Raw genomic sequence first — 23827 nt, 5'->3', positions numbered from 1 at the left:
AGAGGGAAAGAGGCTCGGCCCGCGCAAGCGGGACCGGGCCTCGACCTTCTCAAGGAGAAGGAAAAGGCGCGGAGGATATCCTCCGCGCCTTTATTCGTTTCGCTCCTGGAGCATGATCCGACTTGAATCGGACCATGCTCCATTGTTCGCGCCGTCAACCGTATCGGCCGACGTCAAAGGCGCTTAGCAGCTGCCGTTACGGTCGATCGCGCGGCCGGCCAGTGCGCCAGCGCCAGCGCCGATGATCGTGCCCGGTGCGCGGTCGCCCCGCGTATCGACCGCCCGGCCCAGCAGGGCGCCGGCTACACCACCGACCAGCAGGCCGGTCGTGCCGCCCGACTTGCGGCAGCGATAGCGGCGGTCGTCGCGATAGTCGCGGCGGTCGGCATAGCGATCGCCACGATAATGATCGCCGCGATAATCGCGATGATAACCGCGACGGTCATGATCGCGCGCAAAGGATGCCGACGGCACGACGGCGGTCATGGTGGCAGCGGCCAGGGCGGTGGCCATGATGGCTTTACGAATGAACATGGTGCTTCTCCTCGAACCTGTAATCTCTAACTGTGATTCGGGTTATGCCATGCGCACCATGTTGCGATCCTGAACCGGCCTGTTATCCGCCGTTCAGCTAGAGGCGCTCAGGGCCTATAGCGACAGGTCCGGCTGCACGACGTCCAGTTCCGGCAGCGCCCAGTCGATCGCGCCGCGCCCATTGGCTTCCAGAAATGCATTGGCCTTGGAAAAAGGCCGCGATCCCAGAAAACCATTATGTGCGGACAGGGGAGAGGGGTGGGCGGACTTGATCACCAGATGGCGGCTTTGATCGACGAAGCTGGCCTTGCGCTGGGCATGGGCGCCCCACAAAAGGAAGACGACCGGCTCTTCTTTCTGTGCGACGAGGCGGACGATGGCGTCGGTGAACAATTCCCAGCCCTTGCCCTGATGCGATGCGGCGCGGCTCATCTCGACCGTCAGCACGCTGTTCAGCAGCAGCACGCCCTGCTTCGCCCAATGTTCCAGAAAGCCGTGGCGCGCGCGCAGGATGCCCAAGTCCGACTCCATCTCCTTGTAGATGTTGACCAAGGACGGCGGCGTGCGGACGCCCGGCTGCACCGAAAAGCAAAGCCCATGCGCCTGCCCCTCACCATGATAGGGGTCTTGCCCCAATATCACCACCTTGACCTGGTCCAGCGGCGTCAGGTCCAGCGCACGAAAATATTCGTTGCCCTTGGGGAAGATGCGTTTCCCCGCCGCCTTTTCGGCCTGAAGAAAGTTTTTGAGGCCCTGCATATGCGGGGCGGCAAATTGTTCGGCCAGCGGCGCGCGCCAGCTTTCGTCCAGCTTGATGGTATCGCTCATGCCCGCCAGATGGCGCGCGGCGCAAAGCCCTGTCAACCGGGCGCATTTGCTGGCGCCCATCGCGGTAAAGGCTCTTGCCTCGCGCGCGGCGATCCGTAACAGGATAATCATGCCACTCCACCGTTCGATCAGCCTGCTGGCCGCCCTTGGCCTGTTCTCCGCGCCCCTGCCCAGTGCCGACGCTTTCGGCCCGCCGCCCAAGTCGCTGGTCCAGCAGACGGCGGAGGCCAAGCTGCTCGCCGAATTCACCCGCTTCTCCACTTTGTCCGACGGGACGGTCGGCGTTGCGGTGCGCGACCTTCAGACGGGCGAGACGCAGGCGCTGAACGGCGACACGCTCTTCCCGATGGCCAGCGCTTACAAGGTCGCGGTGGCCGGCCGCATCTTCGCGCTGGTGGACGCCGGCGAAGTGCGGCTGGACGATCAACTGGCGCTCGATCCCGCGCTGGCGAGCGAAGGCGGCATCGCCTGGATGTTCAACCGCCCCGGCGCGACCCTTTCGGTCGACCGGCTGCTGGAATTGATGCTGCAAAAGAGCGACAATAATGCGACCGATGTGCTGGTGGCGCGCGCCGGCGGGCCGCAGGCGATCACCGCCTTCGTAACGAAGCTGGGCGTCACCGGCCTGCGCGTCGACAGCGACACCGCGCATCTTCTCTATCGCGCCATGGGCATCAACCCGCAGTCTGGCAGCTTCCGTCAAAACGCCGACGCGGCGCGCCGGGCCAATCCCATATTGGTCACCCGCGATATCCGCGACCTGCCCAACCTGGCCTTCGCGATGGAGCCGCAGGATACCGCTACGCCCACGGCGATGCTGGACCTCATCACCGCCTATGAATCAGGCCGGGCCTTGTCGGCGGCCAGCACCCAGCGGCTCTTCACCATCATGGCCCATTGCGAAACCGGCAAGGCGCGGATCGTCGGCATGTTGCCGCCCGGCACGGCGGTCGCGCACAAGACCGGCTCGCTCAACGGCACCGGTAATGATGTCGGCATCGTCCGTCTGCCCGACGGCCGCCGCTTCGCCGTCGTCGTCTTCGTCATGAAGGACAGCAAGGGCCATGTGTCGCGCGACCGGATCATCGCGGAGGCGTCGCGCGCCGCCTATGATTATTTCCTCTACGCTCCCGACCGGGCGCATGGCCTGGCGCATAACGGTTAACACAGATCAATTTGCCCGTTATGCTGGCGTCGGAGAGGATGCCAGAGAGGCAAGCATGACCCGCATCACCCGTTTCCGCGATTTTTGGCCCTATTATTTGCAGGAACATGCCCGGCCGGGCACGCGCGCACTCCATTATGCGGGCACCAGCCTGGTCGTGGGACTGCTCGCCAGCCTGCCCTTTGCCGGCGGTTGGTGGATGGCGGCGGCGGTGCCGCTGGCGGGCTATGGCTTCGCCTGGGCCGGCCATGGCTTGATCGAGCGCAATCGACCCGCGACCTTCCGCTATCCGCTCTGGTCGCTGCGGGCCGATTTCGTGATGTGGTATCGCTTCCTCACCGGCCGCATGGGCCGCGATCTGGCGCGCGCCGGGGTGCGTCCGGACGGCACGGTCGATCCTGCAAGGCGCTTGTCCGCCTGATGGCTTGACCCGCCACCGCGCTCTGCCACAAGAGGCGCGATGACCTTGTCCGCCACCTTCTCGCAGCCCGACCGGGCGACCCTGGCGCAACGCTGGCAGGCGCTGGAGGCGCGGTCGGACGGCAGCTTTTTCCTGGGATGGACATGGGTTTCGGCCTGGCTCGACAGCTATGGGGTCCGGCCCGACCTTCTCGCCATCACCGACGCAGCGGGATCGGACGTCGCGCTGGCGCTGGTGGGCCATGCCATGCAGCCGCGCCCGCTTGGACGGGTCGCGACGCTCAGCCTCAACCAGTCCGGCGATCCACAGGCCGACCGTCCCTATGTCGAATATAATGGCTTGCTGATGGAAAAGGGGCGGAAGGGGGAAGCGACCGCCGCTGCCCTCGCCGCCTTCGCCCGCCGCCGCGATTGGCGCGCGCTGCGATTGAGCGGCATCGCGCCGGATTCGCCGCTCCTCGCCCTTCCGGCCCGCCGCCGCACCCGCATCGACCAGTCGCCCGTCTACCAGGTCGATCTCGACGCCGTGCGCGCCGCCGATGGCGACTATCTCTCGCTACTCAGCAGCAATACCCGCAGCCAGATCAGGCGAGCGATGAAGGATCATGGCGGCCCGCTCCCCGATGTCAGCGTCGGCGGGCTGGACGATGTCGGTCCCTGGCTGGACGAAATGGCGGCGCTCAATGGTGGGCGTCATGCCGATAATGCCTGGGACGATACCGGTTTCCGCAGCTTCGTCGCCACCATCGCCGCGCGCGGCCTGCCTTCGGGTGCGGTGGAACTGCTGCGCTTTACCGACGCCGGCGGCGTGGTCGGCCTGCTCGTCAATTTCGTCCATCGCAGCGCGGCGATGAACTATCAGTCCGCCTTCGCCCCTCCCCGCACGGCCAAGGACAAGCCGGGCCTGCTATGCCATGCCGCGGCAGTGGGCCATTATGCTGCCCGTGACCTCAGCCGCTATTCGCTGCTCGCGGGCAAGGATCGCTACAAGCAGAGCCTCGCCACCTGCGAGGAAAGGCTCGAATGGTGGGTGCTGGAACGGTTCAGTCCGCGCCTCGAAGCCGAAGCGCTGCTGCGCCGTCTGCTCAGGCGCCCAGCTTCCGCATGATGCGATAGACCAGCCGGCGAATGCCCTGCGTCTCGGGCTGGGCGCTGACCTTGCCCACCGGCAGGCGACGCTTGCGCAGCAGCGCGTTGAAACTGTGCAGTTCGCCCTCCGCCACGCTGCGTTCCGACCGCCATGTCACCGACAGGCTGACCGACACGGTAGGGCCATTTTCCACGAAATGGGGCGCCTTCACCGGCACATGGATGGCGTCACCCGGTTCCAGCCGCACCGCCTTGCCGCGCGCCTTGAACCCATCCTGCCAGATCAGGTTGCGATGCCCGCCCCCGTGGAAATCCTCGCTCTTCTGCGCCGGGACCAGATGCTCGTCGCGCGCGGGGAAGACGGTCATCGTCTTCACGCCCATGATCTGGAGCAGGATATTATGCTCCGGGTCCATATGGAACGGCGTCACGCTGCCGGGGGAAGAGAGGAAGATGAACGCCTCGCGGTGCAGCATCGGCCCGGTCTTGCCCGCCACGATCGGTTCCAGCTCCGCCAGCGCATCGTCCAGCAGCGCGGCATAGGCCGGGTCGCGCTCGACATTCTTGAGCACAGCCCAGCTGCCGTTCGTCTCGATCGTGCGGATCGTTTCGCCCAGCGTCAGCCCGTTGGACGGCGTATCTTCGGCGGTCACGCCCAGCGGCAGCTTGCCCAGATTATATTCCACCGACGTCGCCGGCATGCGTTCGGCCAGCGTCGCCAGCGCGTCCAGCGTCAGCAGGCCATGGCCGAACAGCCCATGGTTCAGCTTGGCCGACTGGTCGGGATAGGCAGCGGCAAAGGCCGTGCGCGCCGCGTCGGGGAAGGTGGCGCCGGCGGCCGGCGCGATCGGGCTGTGGGCGGTCATGCCTGTCCTTTCAATCTTCGGGCGAGTGCCTCGACGCCATTGGCGATGGCGAAGGCGGCGCTGCGCTGCATCCGTGCCATGCCGCTGCCGTGCAGCGCGATACGATATTGTACGATGGTCCGCCGTTCGGCCCACAGGCTGTCGATCATCGGATGGTCGGCGGCGGCACAACTGTCCATCCAGCCGATCGTCGGATCGTCCTGCACCGCATGAAGGTTGGCGATCTCGATCAGCACGCCCGGCGAAAAGCGGCCCAGCGCTTCGTCAAAGGCGATCTTGAAGGAGAAGGCGCCCTCGCCATGGCGGAAATTGACCAGCATCGCGATCGCTCGCCCGTCCAGGTCGATGCGCAGCATATGCAGCCGCCCGGCGTCGAAAGCGGCAACGCAGGCCGCCCGGAAGAAGGCGGCATCGGCTGGCTTGCACCCCAATGCCGTGCCTTCCTGTCCTTTCCATCCCGATGCTTCCAGCGCCAGGAAATCGTCGCACCACAATGCCAGATCGTCCCGCGCGCTCAGCAGCCGCGTGTCGACCGCGCCCAGTTCCGCCAGCCTTTTTTGCAGGCGCCGCAATTCCTTGCGCTTCTTGGACCGGACATGGGCCTCCCAATAGGCGTCCGCGCTCAATTCGGACCGCAGCATTGCCCGGTCGTACCGATGAATTTCCACGCGCCCGCGCCGCTGCTCGACGCACAGCGCCTCCAGCGCGGCGGCATTGGCGCCGGCCGCGTCCAGTCCTTCCAGATGCAGGAAGCCACCGGCCCAGGGCGCCGCGTCCAGCTGCGCCAGAAAACCGCGCCACGCCGCGATCTCGTCACCCTGCCGGATGATGGGCGCACCGAAAAAGCAATGGTCGTGCATCCAGTTGCCGACGCAGCCGATCGGCAGCCGCCCATGGCGGGTTTTGCGCACTACCGGCAGCAGCCCGATGAGGCGGTCGCCGTCATACGCTTCGATCAGGCGCACATCCTGCCCGGCGGCCAGATGGTCGATCGCCGCGCCCAGCATGTCGGGCGCGTAAAAACCGTTGGCCTCTGCCGCCTCCAGCGCGAGGGAGAGCCAATGCGCGCGCTGGCCCTGATCGGCGCCGGAACCGGTCGTCGGCAGCGTGGGATGGGAAGCCATGTCCATGGCCCTGCCATAGGCGACAAAGATTAGGGTGCGGTAAAGATGCCGGAAAGCCTGTCGCCCGCATATCGGTCATATCATGCGGCCGGTGGAAGGGGGTTTACAAGCCGACGCAGATTGGTCGAGAGGGATGGGTCGAGACGGGGCCGGGGCCATGCGCCCCAACCATGACTTGGCCCATGCCGAGAGGAAGATGCATGACGATCCTAGTTACCGGAGCCGCCGGATTCATCGGCATGCATGTCGCCGACCGCCTCATGGCACAGGGCCACGCCGTGGTCGGCATAGACAATATGAACGACTATTATGCCGTATCGCTCAAACGCGATCGCATCGCCCAGTTGCAGGCGGCGCATGGTCGGCTCTTCACCTTCCACGAACTGGACTTCGCCGATCTCAACGCCCTGCAGGCCGCGCTCGCCGATCAGGTGATAGAAGCGATCGTGCATCTGGGTGCGCAGGCGGGTGTGCGCTACTCGCTCATCAACCCCCATGCCTATGTTCGTTCCAACCTGGCCGGTCATGTGAACATGCTGGAACTGGCGCGCGAGCGGCGGGTGCGCCATCTGGTCTATGCGTCATCGTCATCCGTCTATGGCGGCAATGATACGCTGCCCTTCCGGGTGGAGGATCGCGCCGACCATCCCGTCTCCCTCTATGCCGCGACCAAGCGCGCCGACGAACTGATGAGCGAAACTTACGCCCATCTTTTCCGCATCCCCATGACGGGGCTGCGCTTCTTCACCGTCTATGGTCCCTGGGGGCGCCCGGACATGGCGATGTGGATCTTCACCCAGAAGATATTGGCGGGCGAGCCGATCCCGGTGTTCAACCATGGCCGGATGCAGCGCGACTTCACCTATATCGACGATATCGTCAGCGGCGTCATCGCCTGCCTCGATCATCCTCCTGCCGATGATGGCGCCATCAAGGCCGGCGGCAGCCGCGCGCCGCATCGGCTCTACAATATCGGCAATAATCAGCCCGAAGAGCTGATGCATCTCATTGCCGTTCTGGAAGATGCTCTGGGCCGGAAGGCGGAAATAGACTTCCAGCCGATGCAGCCGGGCGATGTTCATGCCACCTATGCGGACATCAGCGCCCTGTCGCAGGATATCGGTTTTGCGCCGACCACGGGGATCGACTCGGGTGTTCCGCGATTCGTGCAATGGTATCGCGATTATCATGCGACATGATGACGCCATGAAGACCACACCCGCAGCGTGCATAAAGGTTCCGCGGTTTGTCGCTTCGATCGCGCACTTCATCTTGCGCCCGTCTACCGCTGCTCGGTGAAGTGTTGGCGAATTTTCTTTCGCACCTGCAAAATATATTGCCATAAGTGCCTGAAACGGCGTAAGCCAACATCCTGTGCCAGTTGGGGAACTGGCGTAGGGGTCGCGGAACGAGGAAAGACGGCACATCGAACACGATGGTCCGTCGCCGTGGATCCGACGGGGTCTTCCGGTCGGTTGAAACGGAAAAAAGGGCAAACGCGTGTCGACACCAGCTTCGAAAATAGTCCCGTTCGGTTCGGGCAACCGCATCGTGGAGACTGCCTGTCGCAGTCTGGCGATCGCAGCCTCCGGGCTGAACGCGATGGAGGCCAAATTCGCCGATCGCGATTTCGCTGCCACATTTCTGCGAGTCATCGGCGTTATCATGAAGGTGCGCGGCCGCGTGATCGTCACCGGCATCGGCAAGAGCGGGATCGTCTCGCGCAAGATGACGGCAACGCTCACCTCTACCGGTACGCCTGCCATCTTCCTGCATCCCGCCGATGCGGGGCATGGCGACCTTGGCATGATCACGCCGGACGACGTCGTGCTGATGTTGTCCCATTCCGGCGAATCGACCGAACTCGGTCCGATCATCCATTATTGCAAGCGCTTCGCCATCCCGCTCGTCGCCATCACGGCGCAGGCGCAAAGCACGGTTGCCACCGCTGCCGACATGTTGCTGCTGATGCCGGAAGTGGAGGAAGCCTGCCCCAACGCGCTGGCGCCCACCACCTCGACCACGGTTCAGATGGCGCTGGGCGATGCGCTCGCCATTTCGCTGATGGAAATGCGCGGTTTTTCGGCGGACGATTTCTATAAATTCCATCCCAATGGCAAGCTTGGCGCGCAACTGCTCAAGGTGCGCGAACTGATGGCCAAGGGCGACGATGTGCCGGTCGTGGCTGAGGATGCCTCGCTGCTGGACGCCACCATCGAAATGACCCGCGCGCGCCTGGGCGGCACCGCCGTCGTCGATCGCAATGGCCGCCTGATCGGCGCCTTTACCGACGGCGATCTGCGCCGCACCGTCACCGGCAAACAAAATCTGACCGATGCGGTCGGACGCTTCATGACCATGACGCCGCTCGCCGTGGGGCCGGACGAACTGGTTTCGGAGGCACTGCATCTGATGCATGAGCGCAACATCATGCTGCTCTTCGTCTGCGACAATGGCCGCCTGGTCGGCGCCGTGCACATGCACGACTTGCTGCACGCCGGGGTTGCCTGAGCCTTCTTGTCGTCATTCCCGCGCGGGCCGGATCGTCCCGCCTGCCGCGCAAGCCGCTCCGCCTGATCGCGGGGCGGACGCTGCTTCACCGTACCATCGCCATGGCACGGGCGGCGATCGGCGATCGCGCCGACGTGGCCCTGACCGTCGCCACCGATGACGATGCCATCGCCGATCATGCCCGCGCCGTCGGCTGCGACGCGGTGATGACCGATAGCGCCATCGCCACCGGCTCGGGTCGCGCCCTTGCCGCAGCGCTGGTCCAGTCGGTGACGCCGGACTTCGTCATCAACCTTCAGGGCGATTCGCCATTCCAGCCGAAAGGCGCGTTGGGGGCCGTGATCGCCGCATTGCAGGCGGGCGCGTCGGTCGCCACGCCGGTGATTGCACTCGACTGGCCCGCGCTCGATGCGTTGCGCGACCATAAGACGCGCTCGCCGTTCAGCGGCACCACCTGCGCCCGCGCGCCGGACGGCAAGGCCCTCTGGTTTTCCAAAAATATCATCCCCGCCATCCGCGGCGAGGAAAAGCTGCGCGAAACCACGCCCCGCTCGCCGGTGTGGCGGCATGTGGGCCTCTATGGCTATGCGCTCGGTGCGCTGCAACGGTTCGAGGCCTGCCCGCCGACCGCGCTGGAAAATCTGGAGGGGCTGGAGCAATTGCGTCTGCTCGAACTCGGCATCCCGGTCATGACCGTCGCCGTCGATCCGCCGCGTTTCGACAGCAGCGGCATCGATACGGAGGCGGATATCAGCCGGGTCGAGGCGCTGATCGCGCTCCATGGCGACCCCACGCCGCTCTGAGCATTCCGCCATGCGCCGCCTCTTCATCATTCGTCATGGGAACACATTCGCCAGCAGCGCGGAAGCATGCCGCGTCGGCGCGCGCACAGACATCCCGCTGGTGGAAAGCGGGCGCGCCCAGGCCGATCGGCTGGGGGACTGGTTCGCCCAGCAAAGACTGCCGATCGACCGTCTGTTCTCCAGCCCGTTGCAACGCGCCCGCGAAACGGCCGATCGCATCGCGGCGGCCACCGGTCATGCGCGCGACGGCAGTCTCGACTGGCTGGGAGAAATCGACCACGGCCCGGATGAGGGGAGGCCGGAAAGCGAGGTGCTGGCCCGCATCGGTGCGCAGGCGCTGGCCGACTGGGACGAACGCGGTATCGCGCCGGATGGCTGGATCGTCGATGCCGACCGGCGCCTCGCCGCCTGGCGGGTCTTCTTTGCGGAGGGCGGGGCGGGGGTCGACCTGCTCGTCACCAGCAATGGCGCGGCGCGTTTCGCCCTGATCGCCGCTGGCCTGCCATTGGGCGCGCTCAAATTGCGCACCGGCGCCTTCGGCGAACTGGCCGTCGCACCCGATGGCATGGTCACGCTGGTCCGTTGGGACGAACGCCCCTAATCTTCAACCGCACTCCACCGTGACATGCTCCATGCGAGGCAGTGCGCGCACCCGCGCCCGCACCCTGGCGCCGTCCGCGCCGGGGGCCAGGCTGATGATCGCGGCATGGGCATGCGGCCCGATGCGCCAGACATGCAGGTCGCGGATGGTCGCGCCCTCCGCCTCCACCAACGCGCGCACCCGCGCCATCAGCGCCGGCTCGGCAGTATCGAGCAGGATAGCGGCGGTATCCTTCATCAGGCCCCAGGCCCAACGGGCGATGACGACCGCGCCCAGCAGGCCGACCGCCGGGTCCATCCACCACCAGCCCAGATAACGCCCGGCCAGCAGCGCGCCGATCGCCAGCACCGACGTCAGCGCATCGGTCAGCACATGCACATAGGCGGCGCGCAGATTATTGTCGCTATGGCCCTGCTTCTGGTCAGGCGCATGATCGTGCCCGTGGTCATGATCATGGCCGCCATGCCCATGATCATGGCTATGGTCATGCCCCAGCAGGAAGGCGCTGATGATATTGATGATGAGGCCGATAACCGCCACCAAGGTCGCCTCGCCAAAGGCGACGTGGATCGGCTGAAAAAAGCGCATGCCCGATTCGATGGCGATGAACAGCGCCGTACCCAGTAGCAGCAGGGCGGAGGCGAAGCCGGCCAGATCGCCGACCTTGCCTGTCCCGAACGTGTAGCGCGGATTGCGCGCATGGCGCCTGGCATAGCCATAGGCCGCCGCCGCGACGGCCAGCGCGCCGGCATGGGTCGCCATATGAAAGCCGTCCGCCAGCAGCGCCATCGACCCGGTGATCCAGCCGAAGGCGATTTCCACCACCATGGTCGCTGCGGTCAGCCATACGACCCACACGGTCCGCTTGGCATTCTGATCATGCCCGGCGGACAGGTAGATATGGTCGAAATAATGGCTGTCCTCGCCCTCATCGGATGCGGGGCGGGCGGTGGTCGGCGCATCATGGCTATGGTCGCCATGATCATGGCTATGTCCGTGCCCGTGCAAATGGTCGTCATGATCGTGCATCGTCATTTCCCGTAGCGGCGGATCAACGCCAGCATTTCCTCGGTCGCGGCCGTCCGCGCCTCGTCCGACAGGCCCGGCCGGGCAACATGCTCGCGCATATGCTGTTCGATCAGTTCTTCCATCAGGCTGCCGACCGCGCCGCGCACCGACGCGACCAGTTGCAATGTTTCCGAACAGCCCGCGTCGCCGGTCAGCTGTCGCTCGACGGCGGCGACCTGGCCAGCGATCCGGCGTACCCGCGCCAGCAATTTGTCTCGATCCGCGATAATGTGCATAGGGTACCCCCCTATACTATATTTCCAGAGACGCCTAGCCCCGACTTCGCCTAACAGGGGGCATGATGGACGAACTCGACTGCGACCTGGCGATCATCGGCGGCGGCCTTTCCGGCGGCCTGATCGCGCTTGCCTTTGCCGCCTTGCGCCCGGAGGTTCGGCTGTTGCTGGTCGAACAGGGGGAGCGCCCCGGCGGAAACCATGTCTGGTCCTTCTTCGACGGCGACGTCGCCCCCGCCGATCGCTGGCTGATCGATCCGCTGGTCGCGCATCGCTGGCCGCAGGGTCATCATGTTGATTTTCCCGGCTATAGTCGGGATCTGGCCACGCCCTATAATAGCGTGAATACTGTCCAACTCGCTGTCGCACTTGAACGTGCGCTGGGCGAACGATTGCTTACCCACGCCACGGTTACGGCGGTCGCTCCCGACCATGTCGAACTGGCCGACGGCCGCAAGATCAGGACGCAGGCCGTGATCGACGCAAGGGGGGCGGGCGATCTGTCCACGCTCCGCTGCGGCTGGCAGAAGTTCGTCGGCCATGCCCTCCGCCTCGACGCGCCGCATGGCATCGATCGCCCGGTCATCATGGACGCGACGGTGGATCAGCATGACGGCTATCGCTTCGTCTATCTGCTCCCTTGGGATGACCGGACGATCTTCATCGAAGACACTTATTATAGCGATGCCCCCCAGCTCGACACCGCCACGATCGACGCCCGCATCGCCGCCTATGCGCAGGCAAAAGGCTGGCAGGGCGAAGTAATCCATCGCGAACAGGGCGTGCTGCCCGTCGTTCATGGCGGCGACTTCGACCGTTATTGGCCGAAGGATGATCCCGTCGCCCGCGCCGGCGTGCGCGCCGGCCTGTTCCAGCCGATGACCGGCTATTCCCTGCCCGACGCCGTGCGATTCGCGCGCTGGCTGGCGGATCAGCCGCTGGATGGCCTCCCTGCCGCGACCCGCGCCTATGCCAGGGCGCATTGGCGGCGCGGCGGCTATTATCGTCTGCTCGGCAAGATGCTGTTCGGTGCTGCCCGGCCAGACCAGCGCTGGCGCATCTTCGCGCGCTTCTACCGCCTGCGCCCCGCGCTGATCCAGCGCTTCTATGCCGGTCGGTCGACCATCGCCGATCGCATCCGCATCTTGTGCGGACGGCCGCCCGTGCCCATAAGGGACGCCATGCGAACATTGTGGAACCCGCCCGCCTGATGAACAGGCCAAATCCCAGACGCGCGATCGTCATTGGCGCGGGCTTTGGCGGCCTGGCGCTTGCCATCCGGCTGCAATCGGCCGGCATCGACACCACCCTGGTCGAGGCGCGCGATCGCCCTGGCGGCCGCGCCTATATGTGGGAAAAGGACGGCTTCACCTTCGACGCCGGCCCGACCGTCATCACCGATCCGGATTGCCTGGCCGAACTGTGGCGCCTGTCAGGCCATGACATGGCGCAGGACGTCAGCTTGATGCCGGTGTCGCCCTTCTACCGGCTCAACTGGCGCGACGGCACCAATTTCGATTATTCGAACGACGAAGCCGCCCTGCGCGCCGAGATCGCCAAGCTCGATCCGAACGACATCGCCGGCTACGAACGCTTCTGCGACTATGCCGCCGGCGTGTATGAAGAGGGCTATCGCAAGCTCGGCGCGGTCGCCTTCCTCGACTTCGCCTCCATGATCAAGGCGGCGCCCAGCTTGGCCAAATATCAGGCCTGGCGGTCGGTCTATTCTGTCGTCGCCAGCCATGTGAAGAATGAGAAGCTGCGCGAGGCGCTGTCTTTCCACACATTGCTGGTCGGCGGCAATCCGATGAACACCAGCGCCATCTACGCCCTTATCCACAAGCTGGAAAAGGATGGCGGCGTCTGGTTCGCAAAAGGCGGCACAAACCGCCTCGTTCAAGGGATGGCGACCCATTTCGAGCGGCTCGGCGGCACCTTGCGCCTGGGCGACGCCGTCACGCGAATCGAAACCTATGGGGACAAGGCGACGGCGGTGCATACCGCCTCGGGCTGGCGGGGGGAGGCGGATGCGATCGCCACCAATGCCGACCTGATGCACAGCTATCGCGACCTGCTCGGCCACCACCCGCGCGGCCAGAAGCAGGGCGAGAAGCTGGCGCAAAAACGCTGGTCGCCCAGCCTGTTCGTGCTGCATTTCGGTATCAAGGGCAATTGGCCCGGCATCCCGCATCACATGATCCTGTTCGGGCCGCGCTATGAAGGCTTGCTGACCGACATTTACGATCATGGCGTGCTGCCGCAGGACTTCTCGCTCTACCTGCACCATCCGACCGTCACCGATCCGTCGATGGCGCCGGAGGGCTATTCGACCTTCTATGCGCTCGCTCCCGTACCGCATATGGGCAAGCTGCCGATCGACTGGGACCAGTTCGGCCATGCCTATGCCGAACGAATCCTGGACGAAATTCAGCATCGGCTGATCCCCGACATTCGTTCGCGCATCGTCACCCGTTTCCATTATGCGCCGACCGATTTCAGTCGCGATCTCAACGCACATATGGGCAGCGCCTTCAGTCTGGAGCCGTTGCTGACACAAAGCGCCTGGTTCCGTGCGCATAATCGCGACGATGTCATTCCCAACCTGTATCTGGTAGGGGCCGGCACCCATCCCGGCGCTGGCATCCCCGGCGTGGTGGGCAGCGCCAAGGCGACCGCGGCGCTGATGTTGGACGATTTAGGATAAGGGGCATGGCCCCACGGACGGACGAAATGAAGAGACTGGCAGTATATTGCGGATCGGCGACGCCGGCCGACCTCACCTATATCGACGCGGCGCGCCATGTCGGTCGCACGCTGGCGGAGCGTGGCATCGGCGTCGTCTATGGCGGCGGGCGGCTGGGCCTGATGGGCGCGGTGGCGGATGCGGCGCTGGAGGCGGGCGGCGAGGTGATCGGCGTGATCCCCGAAGCGCTGGTCGGCGCGGAAGTCGCGCATCGCGGCTGCACCGAATTGCACGTCGTCCAGACCATGCATCAGCGCAAGCAGCTCTTCACCGATCTGTCCGACGGCTTCGTGACTCTGCCGGGCGGTGTCGGCACGATGGATGAATTGTGGGAAGCGATCAGCTGGGCGCAGCTGGGTTATCATAGCAAGCCGGTCGGCCTGCTCAACGTCGCGGGTTTCTACGACCAGCTGATCGGCTTCAACCGCCAGATGGTGGAGGCCGGTTTCATCCGCGCCCAGCATGCCGGCATCCTGATCCATGACGACAGCATCGAAGGGCTGGTCGACGCCATGGCCGCCTATCAGCCGCATGAGACGATCTTCGCGATGAAGGCGGCACGGCTGTAAACATATCATCCGTTCGTTTCGAGCCCTTCGACTGCCCGCCAAGGCAGGCGCTCAGGAAAAACTAGGTCGAGAAACGCTGGCGCAGCGCTATCCGTTTCTCGACACGCTCGAAACGAACGGAGCTTGGGTGACTTTCCGTGCCGAGCAGGGCATGTCTGGCCCATGTCCTCTACTATCCCCGACCGCGCCGCCCTCGTCACCCATGCCCGCGACAGCATCGCGCGCGGCTCCAAATCCTTCGCCATGGCTTCGAAGCTGTTCGATCGCGTGACGCGCGAGCGGGCCTGGCTGCTCTATGCCTGGTGCCGCAAGTGCGACGATATCGCCGATGGACAGGATCATGGCGGCGCGATGACCAGCGTGTCGGATGCGCAGGCCCGCCTTTCCATGATGCGGGTGATGACCGACAAGGCACTGCGCGGCGATCCGACCGGCGATCCGGCCTTTGACGGCTTTGGCGTGGTGATGCGCGAATGCGCCATCCCCGCCGTCTATGCCCATGACCTGATCGAAGGCTTTGCGCTCGACGCCCGCGACTGGCGGCCGCGCAGCGAGGCCGACATGCTGCGCTATTGCTATCATGTCGCCGGCGCGGTCGGTTGCATGATGGCTGTGCTGATGGGCGTCGATCCGGACGATCAGGCGACGCTCGACCGCGCCTGCGACCTCGGCCTTGCCTTTCAACTCGCCAATATCGCCCGCGACATCAGCGAGGATGAGGCGGCGGATCGCTGCTACCTGCCGCAGGAGTGGCTGGCGGAAATGGACATCCCGCCGGGCGAGCATATGAAGCCCTGGGTCCGTCCGCGCCTTGCCATACTCGCCCGGCGCATGGCCGACATGGCCGCCGATTATGAGGCGAGCGCCCGCCACGGCACGGGGGCCTTGCCGCGTCGTGCGGCCTGGGCGGTGCTGGCAGCGGCCGGCATCTATGGCGACATCGCTCGCCAGGTCGGACGCCGGGGCCAACATGCCTGGGACCATCGCGTCGTTACGCTCAAGCGCGAAAAACTGGGCTGGGTGGCACGGGCAGCCGTTCAGACCGTCGGCAGGGCGCGCCGCTGGCCGGCGACTACGCCTCGTCCCGCGACGCTTTGGACCCGCTCGGGCTGACCGCCCAAAGCACGGCCGCCTTCACTGCTGCACGGAAACAAGGGCTGATGCTTTCGCACCGGCGCGTTGTCAAAAAAAGGGTCGGCACTTTCGTACCGACCCAAGGCATGTTCGCAGGAGGAACATCGGAAGGCGGGGCGGCGGACCATGCCGCCCGGCCAATGCAGTGAAAACTTACTGGTTGTAGGCGCGCTCGCCATGTTCGCCGAGGTCGAGGCCTTCATATTCGACCTCCTGGCTGACCCGCAGACCGGTGACGGCCTTGGCGATGAAGATGGCGATGGCGGTGCCGATAGATGCCCAGATGATGGTCACGACCACCGCTTCGATCTGGACCAGCAGCTTGGCGCCGATTGCATAGTCTTCCGCGCCGGGGCCACCGAAGGCGGGCGAGTAGACGATGGCGGTACCGATCGCGCCGATCATGCCGCCAATGCCGTGGATGCCGAAGGCGTCCAGCGAGTCGTCATAGCCAAGCTTGGGCTTGAGGACGGTGACGGCGTAGAAGCAGACGATCGAGGCGACAGCGCCCAGGATGATCGCGCCGAACGGGCCGGAATTGCCGGCGGCAGGCGTCACGGCGACGAGGCCGGCGATGATGCCTGAGCAGAAGCCCAGAGCGGAACCCTTATGACCGTTCAGCTTTTCGGCCAGCATCCAGAACAGGCCACCCGAAGCCGTGGCGACGAAGGTGTTGATCATGGCGAGTGCGGCCGAGCCATTGGCTTCCAGCGCCGAACCGGCGTTGAAGCCGAACCAGCCGACCCACAGCAGGCCGGTGCCGACGCCCGTCAGCGTCAGGCTGTGCGGCGCCATCGGTTCCTTGGGATAGCCGATACGCTTGCCCAGGATGAGGCAGGCCACCAGAGCGGACACGCCCGCATTGATGTGCACCACGGTGCCGCCAGCGAAGTCGAGTGCGCCAGCCTTGAAGAAATAGCCCGAAGCGGCCCAGACCATATGGGCGATCGGGAAATAGGTGATGGTCAGCCACACGGCGGCGAACACCATGACGGCCGAGAATTTGATGCGTTCGACCACCGAGCCCAGCACCAGCGCCACTGTGATCGCGGCAAAGGTCATCTGGAAGCTGATGAACACATATTCGGGGATTTCGACGCCGGCAGTGAAGGTCGCAGCCTGCGAAGCGGGCGTGACGCCCTTCAGGAACGCCTTGTCGAAGGTCGAAACGAAGTTGGAAAGGCCGCTGGTATAGTCGGGGCCGAAGGCCATCGAATAACCGTACATGACCCAGATGAGCATCGCGAGACACGCGGCCGCACCGATCTGCGTCATGACCGACAGCATGTTCTTGCTGCGGACCAGGCCGCCGTAGAACAGGGCCAGGCCCGGCAGGATCATCGCCAGGACCAAAATGGTGGAGGTCATCATCCAGGCGACGTCGCCCTTGTCGACCGTGGCGGCGGGCGCCGCAGCGTCCTGCGCCCAGGCGGGCAGGGCAGCGAAGAGCGAAAGCGCGGTCGCCCCCGCCACGCTGCCGATTTTCTTGGAAAAGGTCATCATTCCCCCCTTCTTACAGCGCGGTTTCGCCGGTCTCGCCGGTGCGGATGCGCACGGCCTGACCGACATCGAGGACGAAGATCTTGCCATCGCCGATAGCGCCCGAATTGGCGGCCGCCTGGGTCGCTTCCACGACGCGGGGCGCGAGGTCGTCGTCGCAGACCACCTCGATCTTGATCTTCGGGACCATATTCGTCGAATATTCGGCGCCGCGGTAGATTTCGGTCTGCCCCTTCTGGCGGCCGAAGCCCTTCACTTCGCTCACCGTCATTCCTGCGATGCCGAGCGAGGAGAGTGCCTCGCGGACATCGTCAAGCTTGAACGGCTTGATGATAGCCATGACAAGTTTCATGTCGCCCCCTGTTACTGGTGTGCGGGGACATACTCAGCAAGAGGCGTGCCAAAACGCTAAAGGCGCGTTAATGCGGGGTTAGGAGGCAGGACGGCCAGAGAGAGCGCCAAAAAATTGTGCAGCGCGACTTTGCTGCCTAAAAAATGGGCAGCTTTTGCCTACCAGCGTGCGCCTTCTTCCACCGCTGCCGCTTCTTCCGGCGTGGTGGGGCGGCCCAGTACCGCGTTGCGATGGGGGAAATGTCCGAAACGCGCGATGGTTTCATGATGTTTGCGCGCGAAATCCAGCGACCGCTCGTCGCCGGCGCCTTCGAACAGCGTCAACGACAGATCCTGATCCTCGATCGCTTCGCTATGCTGGAACGGCATGTAGAAAAACAGGCGCCCTGCGCCGCCGATCTGGATGTCATAGCCCAGCGCGATGGCGCCACGGGCCACGTCGCGCGCGAGGGGGTCGGTGGCGAACGCTTCTGCAGTATCGCGAAACATATTGCGGGGTAGCTGGTCGAACAGCAGGATCGCCGCCAGCGCATCGTCCGCACGGTCGAGAAAGCTTTCGGCAGGCAATGCCTGCTTTTCCTGCCACAAAGTCCGAAAGCGCGCCGTGCAAAGCCGATCGAGGTCGGGATCATGGCTGAACCATCCCTGCTCGCCCACCTGGTTGAACCAGAAATCGAGCAGGGCGGCGGCCCAGTCGTCCGTCACCGCATCATGGCTATCGGTCAGCATGTTCATATCCCATCAACAACGGATGCCCGATGCCGTTCCGCCATTCATGCCGTCGCAGGCTCAGGTCGCCGTGCCGCCGATCGTCAGGCCTTCCAGCAGCAATGTCGGCTGGCCCACGCCCGCCGGCACGCTTTGCCCGCCCTTGCCGCACATGCCGATGCCCTCGTCCAGCGCCCAGTCGTTGCCGATGCCGATCACCTTGGTCAGCGCGGTCGGACCATCGCCGATCAGGGTCGCGCCCTTGATCGGATCGCCGATCTTGCCATTCTCGACCTTATAGGCCTCGGTGCAGGAGAAGACGAACTTGCCCGACACGATGTCGACCTGCCCGCCGCCAAAGCTCTTGGCGAAGATGCCGGATTTCATGCGGCTCAGCAGTTCCTCCGGATCGTCCTGGCCGCCCTTGATGAAGGTATTGGTCATGCGCGGCATGGGGGCGTGGGCGTAGCTTTCGCGGCGGCCGTTGCCGGTGGGGGCGACGCCCATCAGCCGGGCGTTCAGTCGGTCCTGCATATAGCCTTTGAGGATGCCATCCTCGATCAGGATATTTTCCTGCGTCGGCGTGCCTTCGTCATCGATGGAGAGCGAACCGCGCCGGCTCATGATGCTGCCATCGTCCACGACGGTGACGCCGGGCGCGGCGACGCGCTGGCCGATGCGGCCCGAAAAGGCGCTGGTGCCCTTGCGGTTGAAATCACCTTCCAGGCCATGGCCGATGGCTTCATGCACCAGCACGCCGGGCCAGCCGGGGCCGAGCAGCACGGTCATTTCGCCGGCGGGGGCGGCGATCGAGCGCAGATTGACCTGCGCCTGGGCCAGCGCCTCGTCGATGGCGCGGTTCCAGATCGCGGGGGCCATCACCTCGTCATAAAGATAGCGGCCGCCGATGCCGAACACGCCGGTTTCGCGGCGGCCATTTTCCTCCAGAATGACGGAGACGTTCAGGCGCACGAGCGGGCGGATGTCGGTCGCGGTAAAACCGTCGGCGCGAACGATTTCCACCACCGACCAGCTGCCAGCCAGGCTGACCGACACCTGCGCGACGCGCGGGTCGCGGGCGCGGGCCGCCGCGTCGATCTCGGCGCACAGCTTCACCTTCTCGGCGAAGGGGACGATCTCCAGCGGATTGGCGTCGGTATAGAGATGGCGGTTGGTGTGCGGCGGCGGTGGGGCAGGCTGGCCCTTGGCCGGGTCGAGCAGGCTCAGCGTTTGCGCTGCCTTCGCGATCGCCGCTTCGCTGATGTCGTTGGCATGGGCGAAACCGGTCATTTCGCCCGACACGCCACGCAGGCCAAAGCCGGCATCGGTCGAATAATCGGCGGTCTTCAGGCGCCCGTCGTCAAATCCGAAGCTCTCGCTCGCCCGATATTGCAGATAGAGTTCGCCGTCGTCGCAGGCGCCCAGCGCCTGTGCGGTCAGGCGGCGCGCGCCATCGGGATCGAGCAGGCCCGGACGATAGAGCAGGCCGCGGGCGTCAGTGAACTGGTTGGCGAGATCGGTCATGCCGTCCGATATAGGGATGACCGGCCTCAAGCCAATGGAAATTTATGGGGACGCGCGATCGGACGACGCCGGCGGGCGGCAAGCCTTAAAGGCTGGCGCCCGACGCGATGTCCGGCTGCGTCGTCGTCGCGCCATGATCGGCCACGCCGCCGATCAGCACGAAACGGCGATCGCAATAGCCGCAATCGACATAGCCATGCTCGTCGATTTCCAGAAAGACGCGCGGATGGCCGAGGGCGGCGGGAATGTCTCCGCTACCGTCGCAGGACACGCGGGACTTGGAGACTCGGATGGTTTCGGGCGGCTGGATCATGGCAAAGCGGTTAGCAGCGGTGCCGGTGCGCTGCAATATGCGGCTTCACATCAATGGATGTTGATGGCTGGTGCAAGGCTTGTGGCCCTGCATTTCGGTTATCTTGGCGACGGTGTGCCAACCCGTGAAAGGCGCGGCCGCCATTACCGCAAGCGGCGACAGCATCAGCATGAGAGGCAGGATCGTCCCGTTGAAGAAGGCTGCGAATGGCATGCAGGAACATTGCTACACGCAGGCTTGCTGCGCGATGAACGTTACGGATGCGGATTGGATATTGTAGGTCCGCCGAAGATGCCCTTCGCTTCGATACAGGAGTTTTGCGGGAAAATGTCCCCCGGACATTTTCCTGTCCGGCACCCTTGCAGCATAGCTGCTTGGAGTTTTTTGGCCGCCCACCCCCCGGATGGGCTCTACAGACCAAAAAACTGGTGGGCGATGACGGGCTCGAACCGCCGACATTCTCGGTGTAAACGAGACGCTCTACCAACTGAGCTAATCGCCCCCTCTCGGGAGAGCGCCTATCTAAGCGAAAAAGTCGGGCCGTCAAGCGTGAGGATGCAATCAGGTGGCGAGCAGGCGGCGGCTGGCGCCGAACCAGTGGGTCAGCGCATCCGTAGCCTCCTGCGCCAGAGCGATGAAGACGCGGCGACCGTCATGCGGATCGGCCTGACGCTCCACCAGCCCCTTGTCGGTCAGGGTGCGAATCCAGCGCAACGCCGTGGTCGGTGGAACGGCCGCCGCGATGCAGAGGCTCGATACCGACACCCGCTCATGTTCCAGCCGCGCGGCCAGCAGGTCCAGCATCATGTCCCAGGCGGGATCGGCGAACAGGTCGCCGGGCAGGAAGTCGGAACGTATCCGCCGGGCGCGCAGCAGGTCGCGCACCTGCGTCGCGGTGATGGCCGGCGCTGCCTTGTCCCCCATCGCTGTCGCGGCGCTGGTGGGCGCGCCGATCGCGGTGCCGATCGTGGCTAGGGCGGGCATGCCGATATAGTCGCTCGGTCGGTCGGAAATGCGCGGACCAAGGTCGAAGCTGGGCATGGCCATGCCCGTCCGTTCCGTCAGCGCGTCGAGCGTGCGGGCAAGGCGGCCGACCTCCTCGCTCAGTCGTTGGAGCCGGGCGCCTTCGCGATCGGCCTCATGGACCTGACCGGCGGCGGGGCGATGTTCGCCGGCCGCGACCAGAGCGGCGGCCAGTTCGGTGCGGTCGGGGTCGCACAGCAATTGGCTATGCGGGCTGCGCTGGCAGGCGAAGGCCAGTTCCACCGTCTCCCATCCTGCGACCATGATCACGGCCATGCCATTCTGGATCGCCTGGGTTTCCACCTGAACCAACAGTCGTTCCAGCAGCGGCGTCATCGTCGGGCAGAAGAACAGGATCGTGTCGCATTGCGCCTGAAGATCGAGCCGGATCGGTGCGTCGGCCAATGGCGTGACGCCGAGCAGGCGGAAGCCCGCTGCACCGGCCACAGGTTCCAGATCGGCGGCCTCCATCCGGTCTGCCACCACCAGCAGGCTGGCACGATCGTCGCGCGCGGCAAGGGGGGGTATGGCCCCCGGTTGGAGCTGTCCCCTTTGGGGTTGGGCGTAGGAAAAATCTTCCATCATGGTCCGACTCCCGTTCTATGTTCGTTCCGTAGAATAAAGCAAGAACGGATCGTTTCAGCCACGAAATCAGCCATAATGGAGATATTGGCCGGAAAAGCGGCATTTGGGCGGGTTACAGGCCCGATCCGCGCCGGCTGTCCGTCCAGCTTCCCGCCAGAGCGACGCCAGAATGAAGGAAGTTTCCTATCCCTCAACAAGGGATGAAGCTTCCTCCATTATGGAGTTAATTATCGTGTCCGGCCTATCGAACCGACGTCGCGCGGGCGAAATCGACATAGAGGCTGCGCAGGCGGGTGGCGACCGGGCCGGGCGTGCCGTCGCCGATCGGCTCGCCGTCGATCCGCACCACCGGCAGGCAGAGGGTTGAGGCGCTGGTGATGAACGCCTCCTTCGCGACCAGGGCCTCTTCGAGCGTGAAGGGGCGGCGAATGACGGCCAAGCCGCTTTCTTCCGCCAGCGCGGTCAGCGCCGCGCCGGTACAACCCGCCAGCACCGTCTGGCTATAGGGGCGGGTGACGATCCCCTCATCCGTGACGATGAAGGCGGTGGAGGAGGCGCCTTCGGTGACGAAGCCGTCTTCGATCATCCAGGCTTCCTGCGCGCCGGCATCCTTGGCCGTCTGCTTGGCCATGGCCTGGGCGAGCAGGCCGACGCTCTTGATGTCGCGCCGTGCCCAGCGCAGGTCGGGCATGGTCGCCACCGCGATGCCGGTCTTCACGCCGGGCAGATCGACCACGACCTTGTCCTGCATGAACATGAACAGGGTCGGTTGCAGGCCCGGCGCTGCGATGAAGTCGCGGCTGGCGTCCACCCCCCGCGTGATCTGAAGATAGACGAGGCCCTCGGTCAGGCCGCTGCGGACGACCAGTTCCTTCTGCGCGGCTTCGATCGCATCGAGCGACAAGGGCAGGGGGATACCGATGGCAGCGGTGGAGCGTTCCAGCCGAGCCAGATGGCTGGCGCTGTCGACCAGCCCGCCGTCGATCACGGCGGCGACTTCATAAATGCCGTCGGCGAACAGGAAGCCGCGGTCGAGGGGGGAGATGCGGACATCTTCGAGCGGCAAGAAGGCACCGTTCAGATAGGCGACGGACATGATATGGGCGATCCTTTGATCTGGTTTGGGCGTGTCTGGCCGCCGCTTTTGCCGGTCGCGCGGGCGGGGTCAAGAGCGACCGGGGTGACGCGCCAAAATAGGATTTGCCTGCCTTAACTTCGCACATTTCCCGCTGATCGAGACATGGAATGTCCTATGTTGGACATATTGTTGCGAGCGACGCCGTGCTGGGCAGGGGGCCTGGAGAGCGTCGTAGGGATCATAGCGGGACAGCACGAAGTAGGACAGGCGCACCGGTGTTGACGCTATGTAACCTTGAAGTTACATGTAACCTATAGGTTACGTGGAGGTGAAAATGACGACCATGGTTGCGGATCGGGCGGAACGTCTGGCCCGGCGAAGATCGACCGCGGCCATCATGATGGGGACGATATTGATCGTGACCCAGTCGCAAAGGATGGACGATGGCGGGGCGGGGCCGGTCAGTTGGGGGATCACAGGCCTTGTGATCGCGCTGTTCCTGCTGTGGGCCAGCGGCCTGTTCCGCGATCCGCGCCTGCGCGGCATGCTGAATGACGAAGGCAGCGACGTGAACCGGCGGCGATCGTTGATGATCGGATTCTGGAACATGCTGGCGACGGCGATGGTCTGCTATGCGCTGTCTTTCTTGAAGGATTATGGCCCGCGCGACGCGATCCAGATCATCATGACGGTGGGGATCAGTTCCGCACTGATCAGCTTTGGCGTGTCGGAACGGGTATCGATCCATTCATGACCGAGCGGCTGCTGAACGGACTGCGGGAAGAGCGCGACCGGCTTGGCCTGACGCAGGCGGAACTGGCGCAGCGCGTCGGTGTGTCGCGCAAGACCATCAACACGATCGAAAATCTGGTCTTTTCGCCGTCCGCCCTGCTGGCGATCAGGATTGCGCAGGTGATCGGCAAGCCGGTCGAAGCGCTGTTCTGGATCGGGGATGCGGGGTGACATCGGAGATAGGGCCTGCTTGGATTATGGCTGGACGCGTAGGGAGCAGACTTTTCTTACCCCTCTCCCTTGAGGGAGAGGGCTGCGCAGA

27 protein-coding genes and 1 tRNA gene are annotated in these 23827 nt (G+C 64.7%); 13 read left to right on the top strand and 15 right to left on the bottom strand.

The annotated features are described in order from the left end of the window. Positions 1 to 183 precede the first annotated feature (183 nt). Both F4U95_RS19200 and ung read right to left on the bottom strand, forming a co-directional pair. The gene (locus tag F4U95_RS19200) at positions 184 to 534 is read right to left on the bottom strand and encodes a glycine zipper 2TM domain-containing protein (protein ID WP_150426711.1); all 351 of its coding nucleotides are present in this window, start codon (positions 532 to 534) and stop codon (positions 184 to 186) included. 114 nt (positions 535 to 648) lie between these two features. Beyond that, positions 649 to 1362 carry a uracil-DNA glycosylase gene (gene ung, locus F4U95_RS19195; RefSeq protein WP_150426728.1) on the bottom strand — a complete coding sequence of 238 codons (714 nt, stop codon included), beginning with the start codon at positions 1360 to 1362 and terminating at the stop codon, positions 649 to 651. Between the two features lie 109 nt (positions 1363 to 1471). Between ung and bla the strand changes: the two genes are divergently transcribed. From bla to F4U95_RS19180, 3 genes are read left to right on the top strand one after another with little or no spacing between them, the layout of a single operon-like run. After that, the gene (gene bla / locus F4U95_RS19190; protein WP_150426710.1) at positions 1472 to 2527 is read left to right on the top strand and encodes a class A beta-lactamase; all 1056 of its coding nucleotides are present in this window, start codon (positions 1472 to 1474) and stop codon (positions 2525 to 2527) included. A gap of 55 nt (positions 2528 to 2582) precedes the next feature. After that, entirely contained in the window at positions 2583 to 2948 is a 366-nt protein-coding gene (locus F4U95_RS19185; protein WP_120250957.1) for an Mpo1-like protein, read from the top strand. 39 nt (positions 2949 to 2987) lie between these two features. After that, positions 2988 to 4055, top strand: coding sequence for a GNAT family N-acetyltransferase (locus F4U95_RS19180; protein WP_150426709.1), 1068 nt, complete (start codon positions 2988 to 2990; stop codon positions 4053 to 4055). Here the strand turns inward: F4U95_RS19180 and F4U95_RS19175 are convergent. Further along, positions 4033 to 4902, bottom strand: coding sequence for a cupin-like domain-containing protein (locus tag F4U95_RS19175; protein WP_150426708.1), 870 nt, complete (start codon positions 4900 to 4902; stop codon positions 4033 to 4035). The two genes, F4U95_RS19180 and F4U95_RS19175, sit on opposite strands and share 23 nt — an antisense overlap. Beyond that, a complete protein-coding gene (locus F4U95_RS19170) occupies positions 4899 to 6032 on the bottom strand; it encodes a GNAT family N-acetyltransferase (protein ID WP_150426707.1) in 1134 nt (377 codons plus the stop codon). Before F4U95_RS19170 ends, F4U95_RS19175 begins: the two co-directional genes overlap by 4 nt. 194 nt (positions 6033 to 6226) lie before the next feature. Here F4U95_RS19170 and F4U95_RS19165 point away from each other — a divergent pair, with 194 nt between their 5' ends. The 4 genes from F4U95_RS19165 (at position 6227) to F4U95_RS19150 (ending at position 9941) form a co-directional block, all read left to right on the top strand. After that, on the top strand, positions 6227 to 7225 hold the full coding sequence (locus F4U95_RS19165) for an NAD-dependent epimerase/dehydratase family protein (RefSeq protein WP_150426706.1): 999 nt from the start codon (positions 6227 to 6229) through the stop codon (positions 7223 to 7225). Between the two features lie 352 nt (positions 7226 to 7577). Further along, positions 7578 to 8537 (top strand): KpsF/GutQ family sugar-phosphate isomerase, encoded by a 960-nt coding sequence (locus F4U95_RS19160; protein WP_150426727.1) that lies wholly within the window; start codon positions 7578 to 7580, stop codon positions 8535 to 8537. After that, a complete protein-coding gene (locus tag F4U95_RS19155) occupies positions 8534 to 9340 on the top strand; it encodes a 3-deoxy-manno-octulosonate cytidylyltransferase (protein ID WP_150426705.1) in 807 nt (268 codons plus the stop codon). Before F4U95_RS19160 ends, F4U95_RS19155 begins: the two co-directional genes overlap by 4 nt. 10 nt (positions 9341 to 9350) lie before the next feature. After that, complete coding sequence (locus F4U95_RS19150; RefSeq protein WP_150426704.1) at positions 9351 to 9941, top strand: histidine phosphatase family protein; 591 nt, start codon at positions 9351 to 9353, stop codon at positions 9939 to 9941. Between the two features lie 3 nt (positions 9942 to 9944). Here F4U95_RS19150 and dmeF read toward each other — a convergent pair whose 3' ends face one another. Both dmeF and F4U95_RS19140 read right to left on the bottom strand, forming a co-directional pair. Beyond that, positions 9945 to 10976, bottom strand: coding sequence for a CDF family Co(II)/Ni(II) efflux transporter DmeF (gene dmeF, locus F4U95_RS19145; RefSeq protein ID WP_150426703.1), 1032 nt, complete (start codon positions 10974 to 10976; stop codon positions 9945 to 9947). Further along, positions 10973 to 11245 carry a metal/formaldehyde-sensitive transcriptional repressor gene (locus tag F4U95_RS19140; protein WP_120250949.1) on the bottom strand — a complete coding sequence of 91 codons (273 nt, stop codon included), beginning with the start codon at positions 11243 to 11245 and terminating at the stop codon, positions 10973 to 10975. The genes dmeF and F4U95_RS19140 overlap by 4 nt, the downstream gene beginning before the upstream one ends. Before the next feature lie 65 nt (positions 11246 to 11310). On the opposite strand from F4U95_RS19140, the gene crtY reads away from it, so the two are divergent. From crtY to F4U95_RS19120, 4 genes are all read left to right on the top strand, one after another. Beyond that, the gene (gene crtY, locus F4U95_RS19135; RefSeq protein ID WP_150426726.1) at positions 11311 to 12456 is read left to right on the top strand and encodes a lycopene beta-cyclase CrtY; all 1146 of its coding nucleotides are present in this window, start codon (positions 11311 to 11313) and stop codon (positions 12454 to 12456) included. After that, a complete protein-coding gene (locus F4U95_RS19130; RefSeq protein ID WP_150426702.1) occupies positions 12456 to 13949 on the top strand; it encodes a phytoene desaturase in 1494 nt (497 codons plus the stop codon). The genes crtY and F4U95_RS19130 overlap by 1 nt, the downstream gene beginning before the upstream one ends. A 26-nt stretch (positions 13950 to 13975) precedes the next feature. Next, the gene (locus tag F4U95_RS19125) at positions 13976 to 14557 is read left to right on the top strand and encodes an LOG family protein (protein ID WP_120250947.1); all 582 of its coding nucleotides are present in this window, start codon (positions 13976 to 13978) and stop codon (positions 14555 to 14557) included. Between the two features lie 162 nt (positions 14558 to 14719). Further along, the gene (locus F4U95_RS19120) at positions 14720 to 15670 is read left to right on the top strand and encodes a phytoene/squalene synthase family protein (RefSeq protein ID WP_150426701.1); all 951 of its coding nucleotides are present in this window, start codon (positions 14720 to 14722) and stop codon (positions 15668 to 15670) included. A gap of 174 nt (positions 15671 to 15844) precedes the next feature. Here the strand turns inward: F4U95_RS19120 and F4U95_RS19115 are convergent, their stop codons facing one another. The 9 genes from F4U95_RS19115 to F4U95_RS19080 form a co-directional block, all read right to left on the bottom strand. Continuing rightward, on the bottom strand, positions 15845 to 17191 hold the full coding sequence (locus tag F4U95_RS19115) for an ammonium transporter (protein WP_150426725.1): 1347 nt from the start codon (positions 17189 to 17191) through the stop codon (positions 15845 to 15847). Positions 17192 to 17204: 13 nt separating this feature from the next. Continuing rightward, the gene (locus F4U95_RS19110; protein ID WP_004209785.1) at positions 17205 to 17543 is read right to left on the bottom strand and encodes a P-II family nitrogen regulator; all 339 of its coding nucleotides are present in this window, start codon (positions 17541 to 17543) and stop codon (positions 17205 to 17207) included. 158 nt (positions 17544 to 17701) lie between these two features. Then, positions 17702 to 18277, bottom strand: coding sequence for a DUF924 family protein (locus tag F4U95_RS19105; protein WP_150426700.1), 576 nt, complete (start codon positions 18275 to 18277; stop codon positions 17702 to 17704). Between the two features lie 54 nt (positions 18278 to 18331). Then, on the bottom strand, positions 18332 to 19774 hold the full coding sequence (tldD, locus tag F4U95_RS19100; RefSeq protein ID WP_150426699.1) for a metalloprotease TldD: 1443 nt from the start codon (positions 19772 to 19774) through the stop codon (positions 18332 to 18334). 85 nt (positions 19775 to 19859) lie between these two features. Further along, entirely contained in the window at positions 19860 to 20087 is a 228-nt protein-coding gene (locus tag F4U95_RS19095) for a zinc-finger domain-containing protein (protein ID WP_150426724.1), read from the bottom strand. 45 nt (positions 20088 to 20132) lie between these two features. Then, the gene (locus F4U95_RS24635) at positions 20133 to 20300 is read right to left on the bottom strand and encodes a hypothetical protein (protein WP_161600416.1); all 168 of its coding nucleotides are present in this window, start codon (positions 20298 to 20300) and stop codon (positions 20133 to 20135) included. Between the two features lie 213 nt (positions 20301 to 20513). Next, a tRNA-Val gene (locus F4U95_RS19090) sits at positions 20514 to 20589 on the bottom strand. Positions 20590 to 20648: 59 nt separating this feature from the next. Beyond that, positions 20649 to 21692 carry a MarR family transcriptional regulator gene (locus F4U95_RS19085; protein WP_246171645.1) on the bottom strand — a complete coding sequence of 348 codons (1044 nt, stop codon included), beginning with the start codon at positions 21690 to 21692 and terminating at the stop codon, positions 20649 to 20651. 244 nt (positions 21693 to 21936) lie between these two features. Beyond that, a complete protein-coding gene (locus F4U95_RS19080; protein ID WP_150426698.1) occupies positions 21937 to 22791 on the bottom strand; it encodes a D-amino-acid transaminase in 855 nt (284 codons plus the stop codon). A gap of 316 nt (positions 22792 to 23107) precedes the next feature. Between F4U95_RS19080 and F4U95_RS19075 the strand changes: the two genes are divergently transcribed. Together F4U95_RS19075 and F4U95_RS19070 are read left to right on the top strand one after the other, a co-directional pair. Beyond that, positions 23108 to 23527, top strand: coding sequence for a hypothetical protein (locus F4U95_RS19075; protein WP_150426697.1), 420 nt, complete (start codon positions 23108 to 23110; stop codon positions 23525 to 23527). After that, on the top strand, positions 23524 to 23736 hold the full coding sequence (locus tag F4U95_RS19070; RefSeq protein WP_120250939.1) for a helix-turn-helix transcriptional regulator: 213 nt from the start codon (positions 23524 to 23526) through the stop codon (positions 23734 to 23736). The genes F4U95_RS19075 and F4U95_RS19070 overlap by 4 nt, the downstream gene beginning before the upstream one ends. Positions 23737 to 23827: the final 91 nt, after the last annotated feature.

This window comes from Sphingobium limneticum (assembly GCF_008710165.1).
Classification (GTDB): Bacteria; Pseudomonadota; Alphaproteobacteria; order Sphingomonadales; family Sphingomonadaceae; genus Sphingobium; species Sphingobium limneticum.
This window is presented reverse-complemented; position numbering and strand designations above follow the sequence as displayed.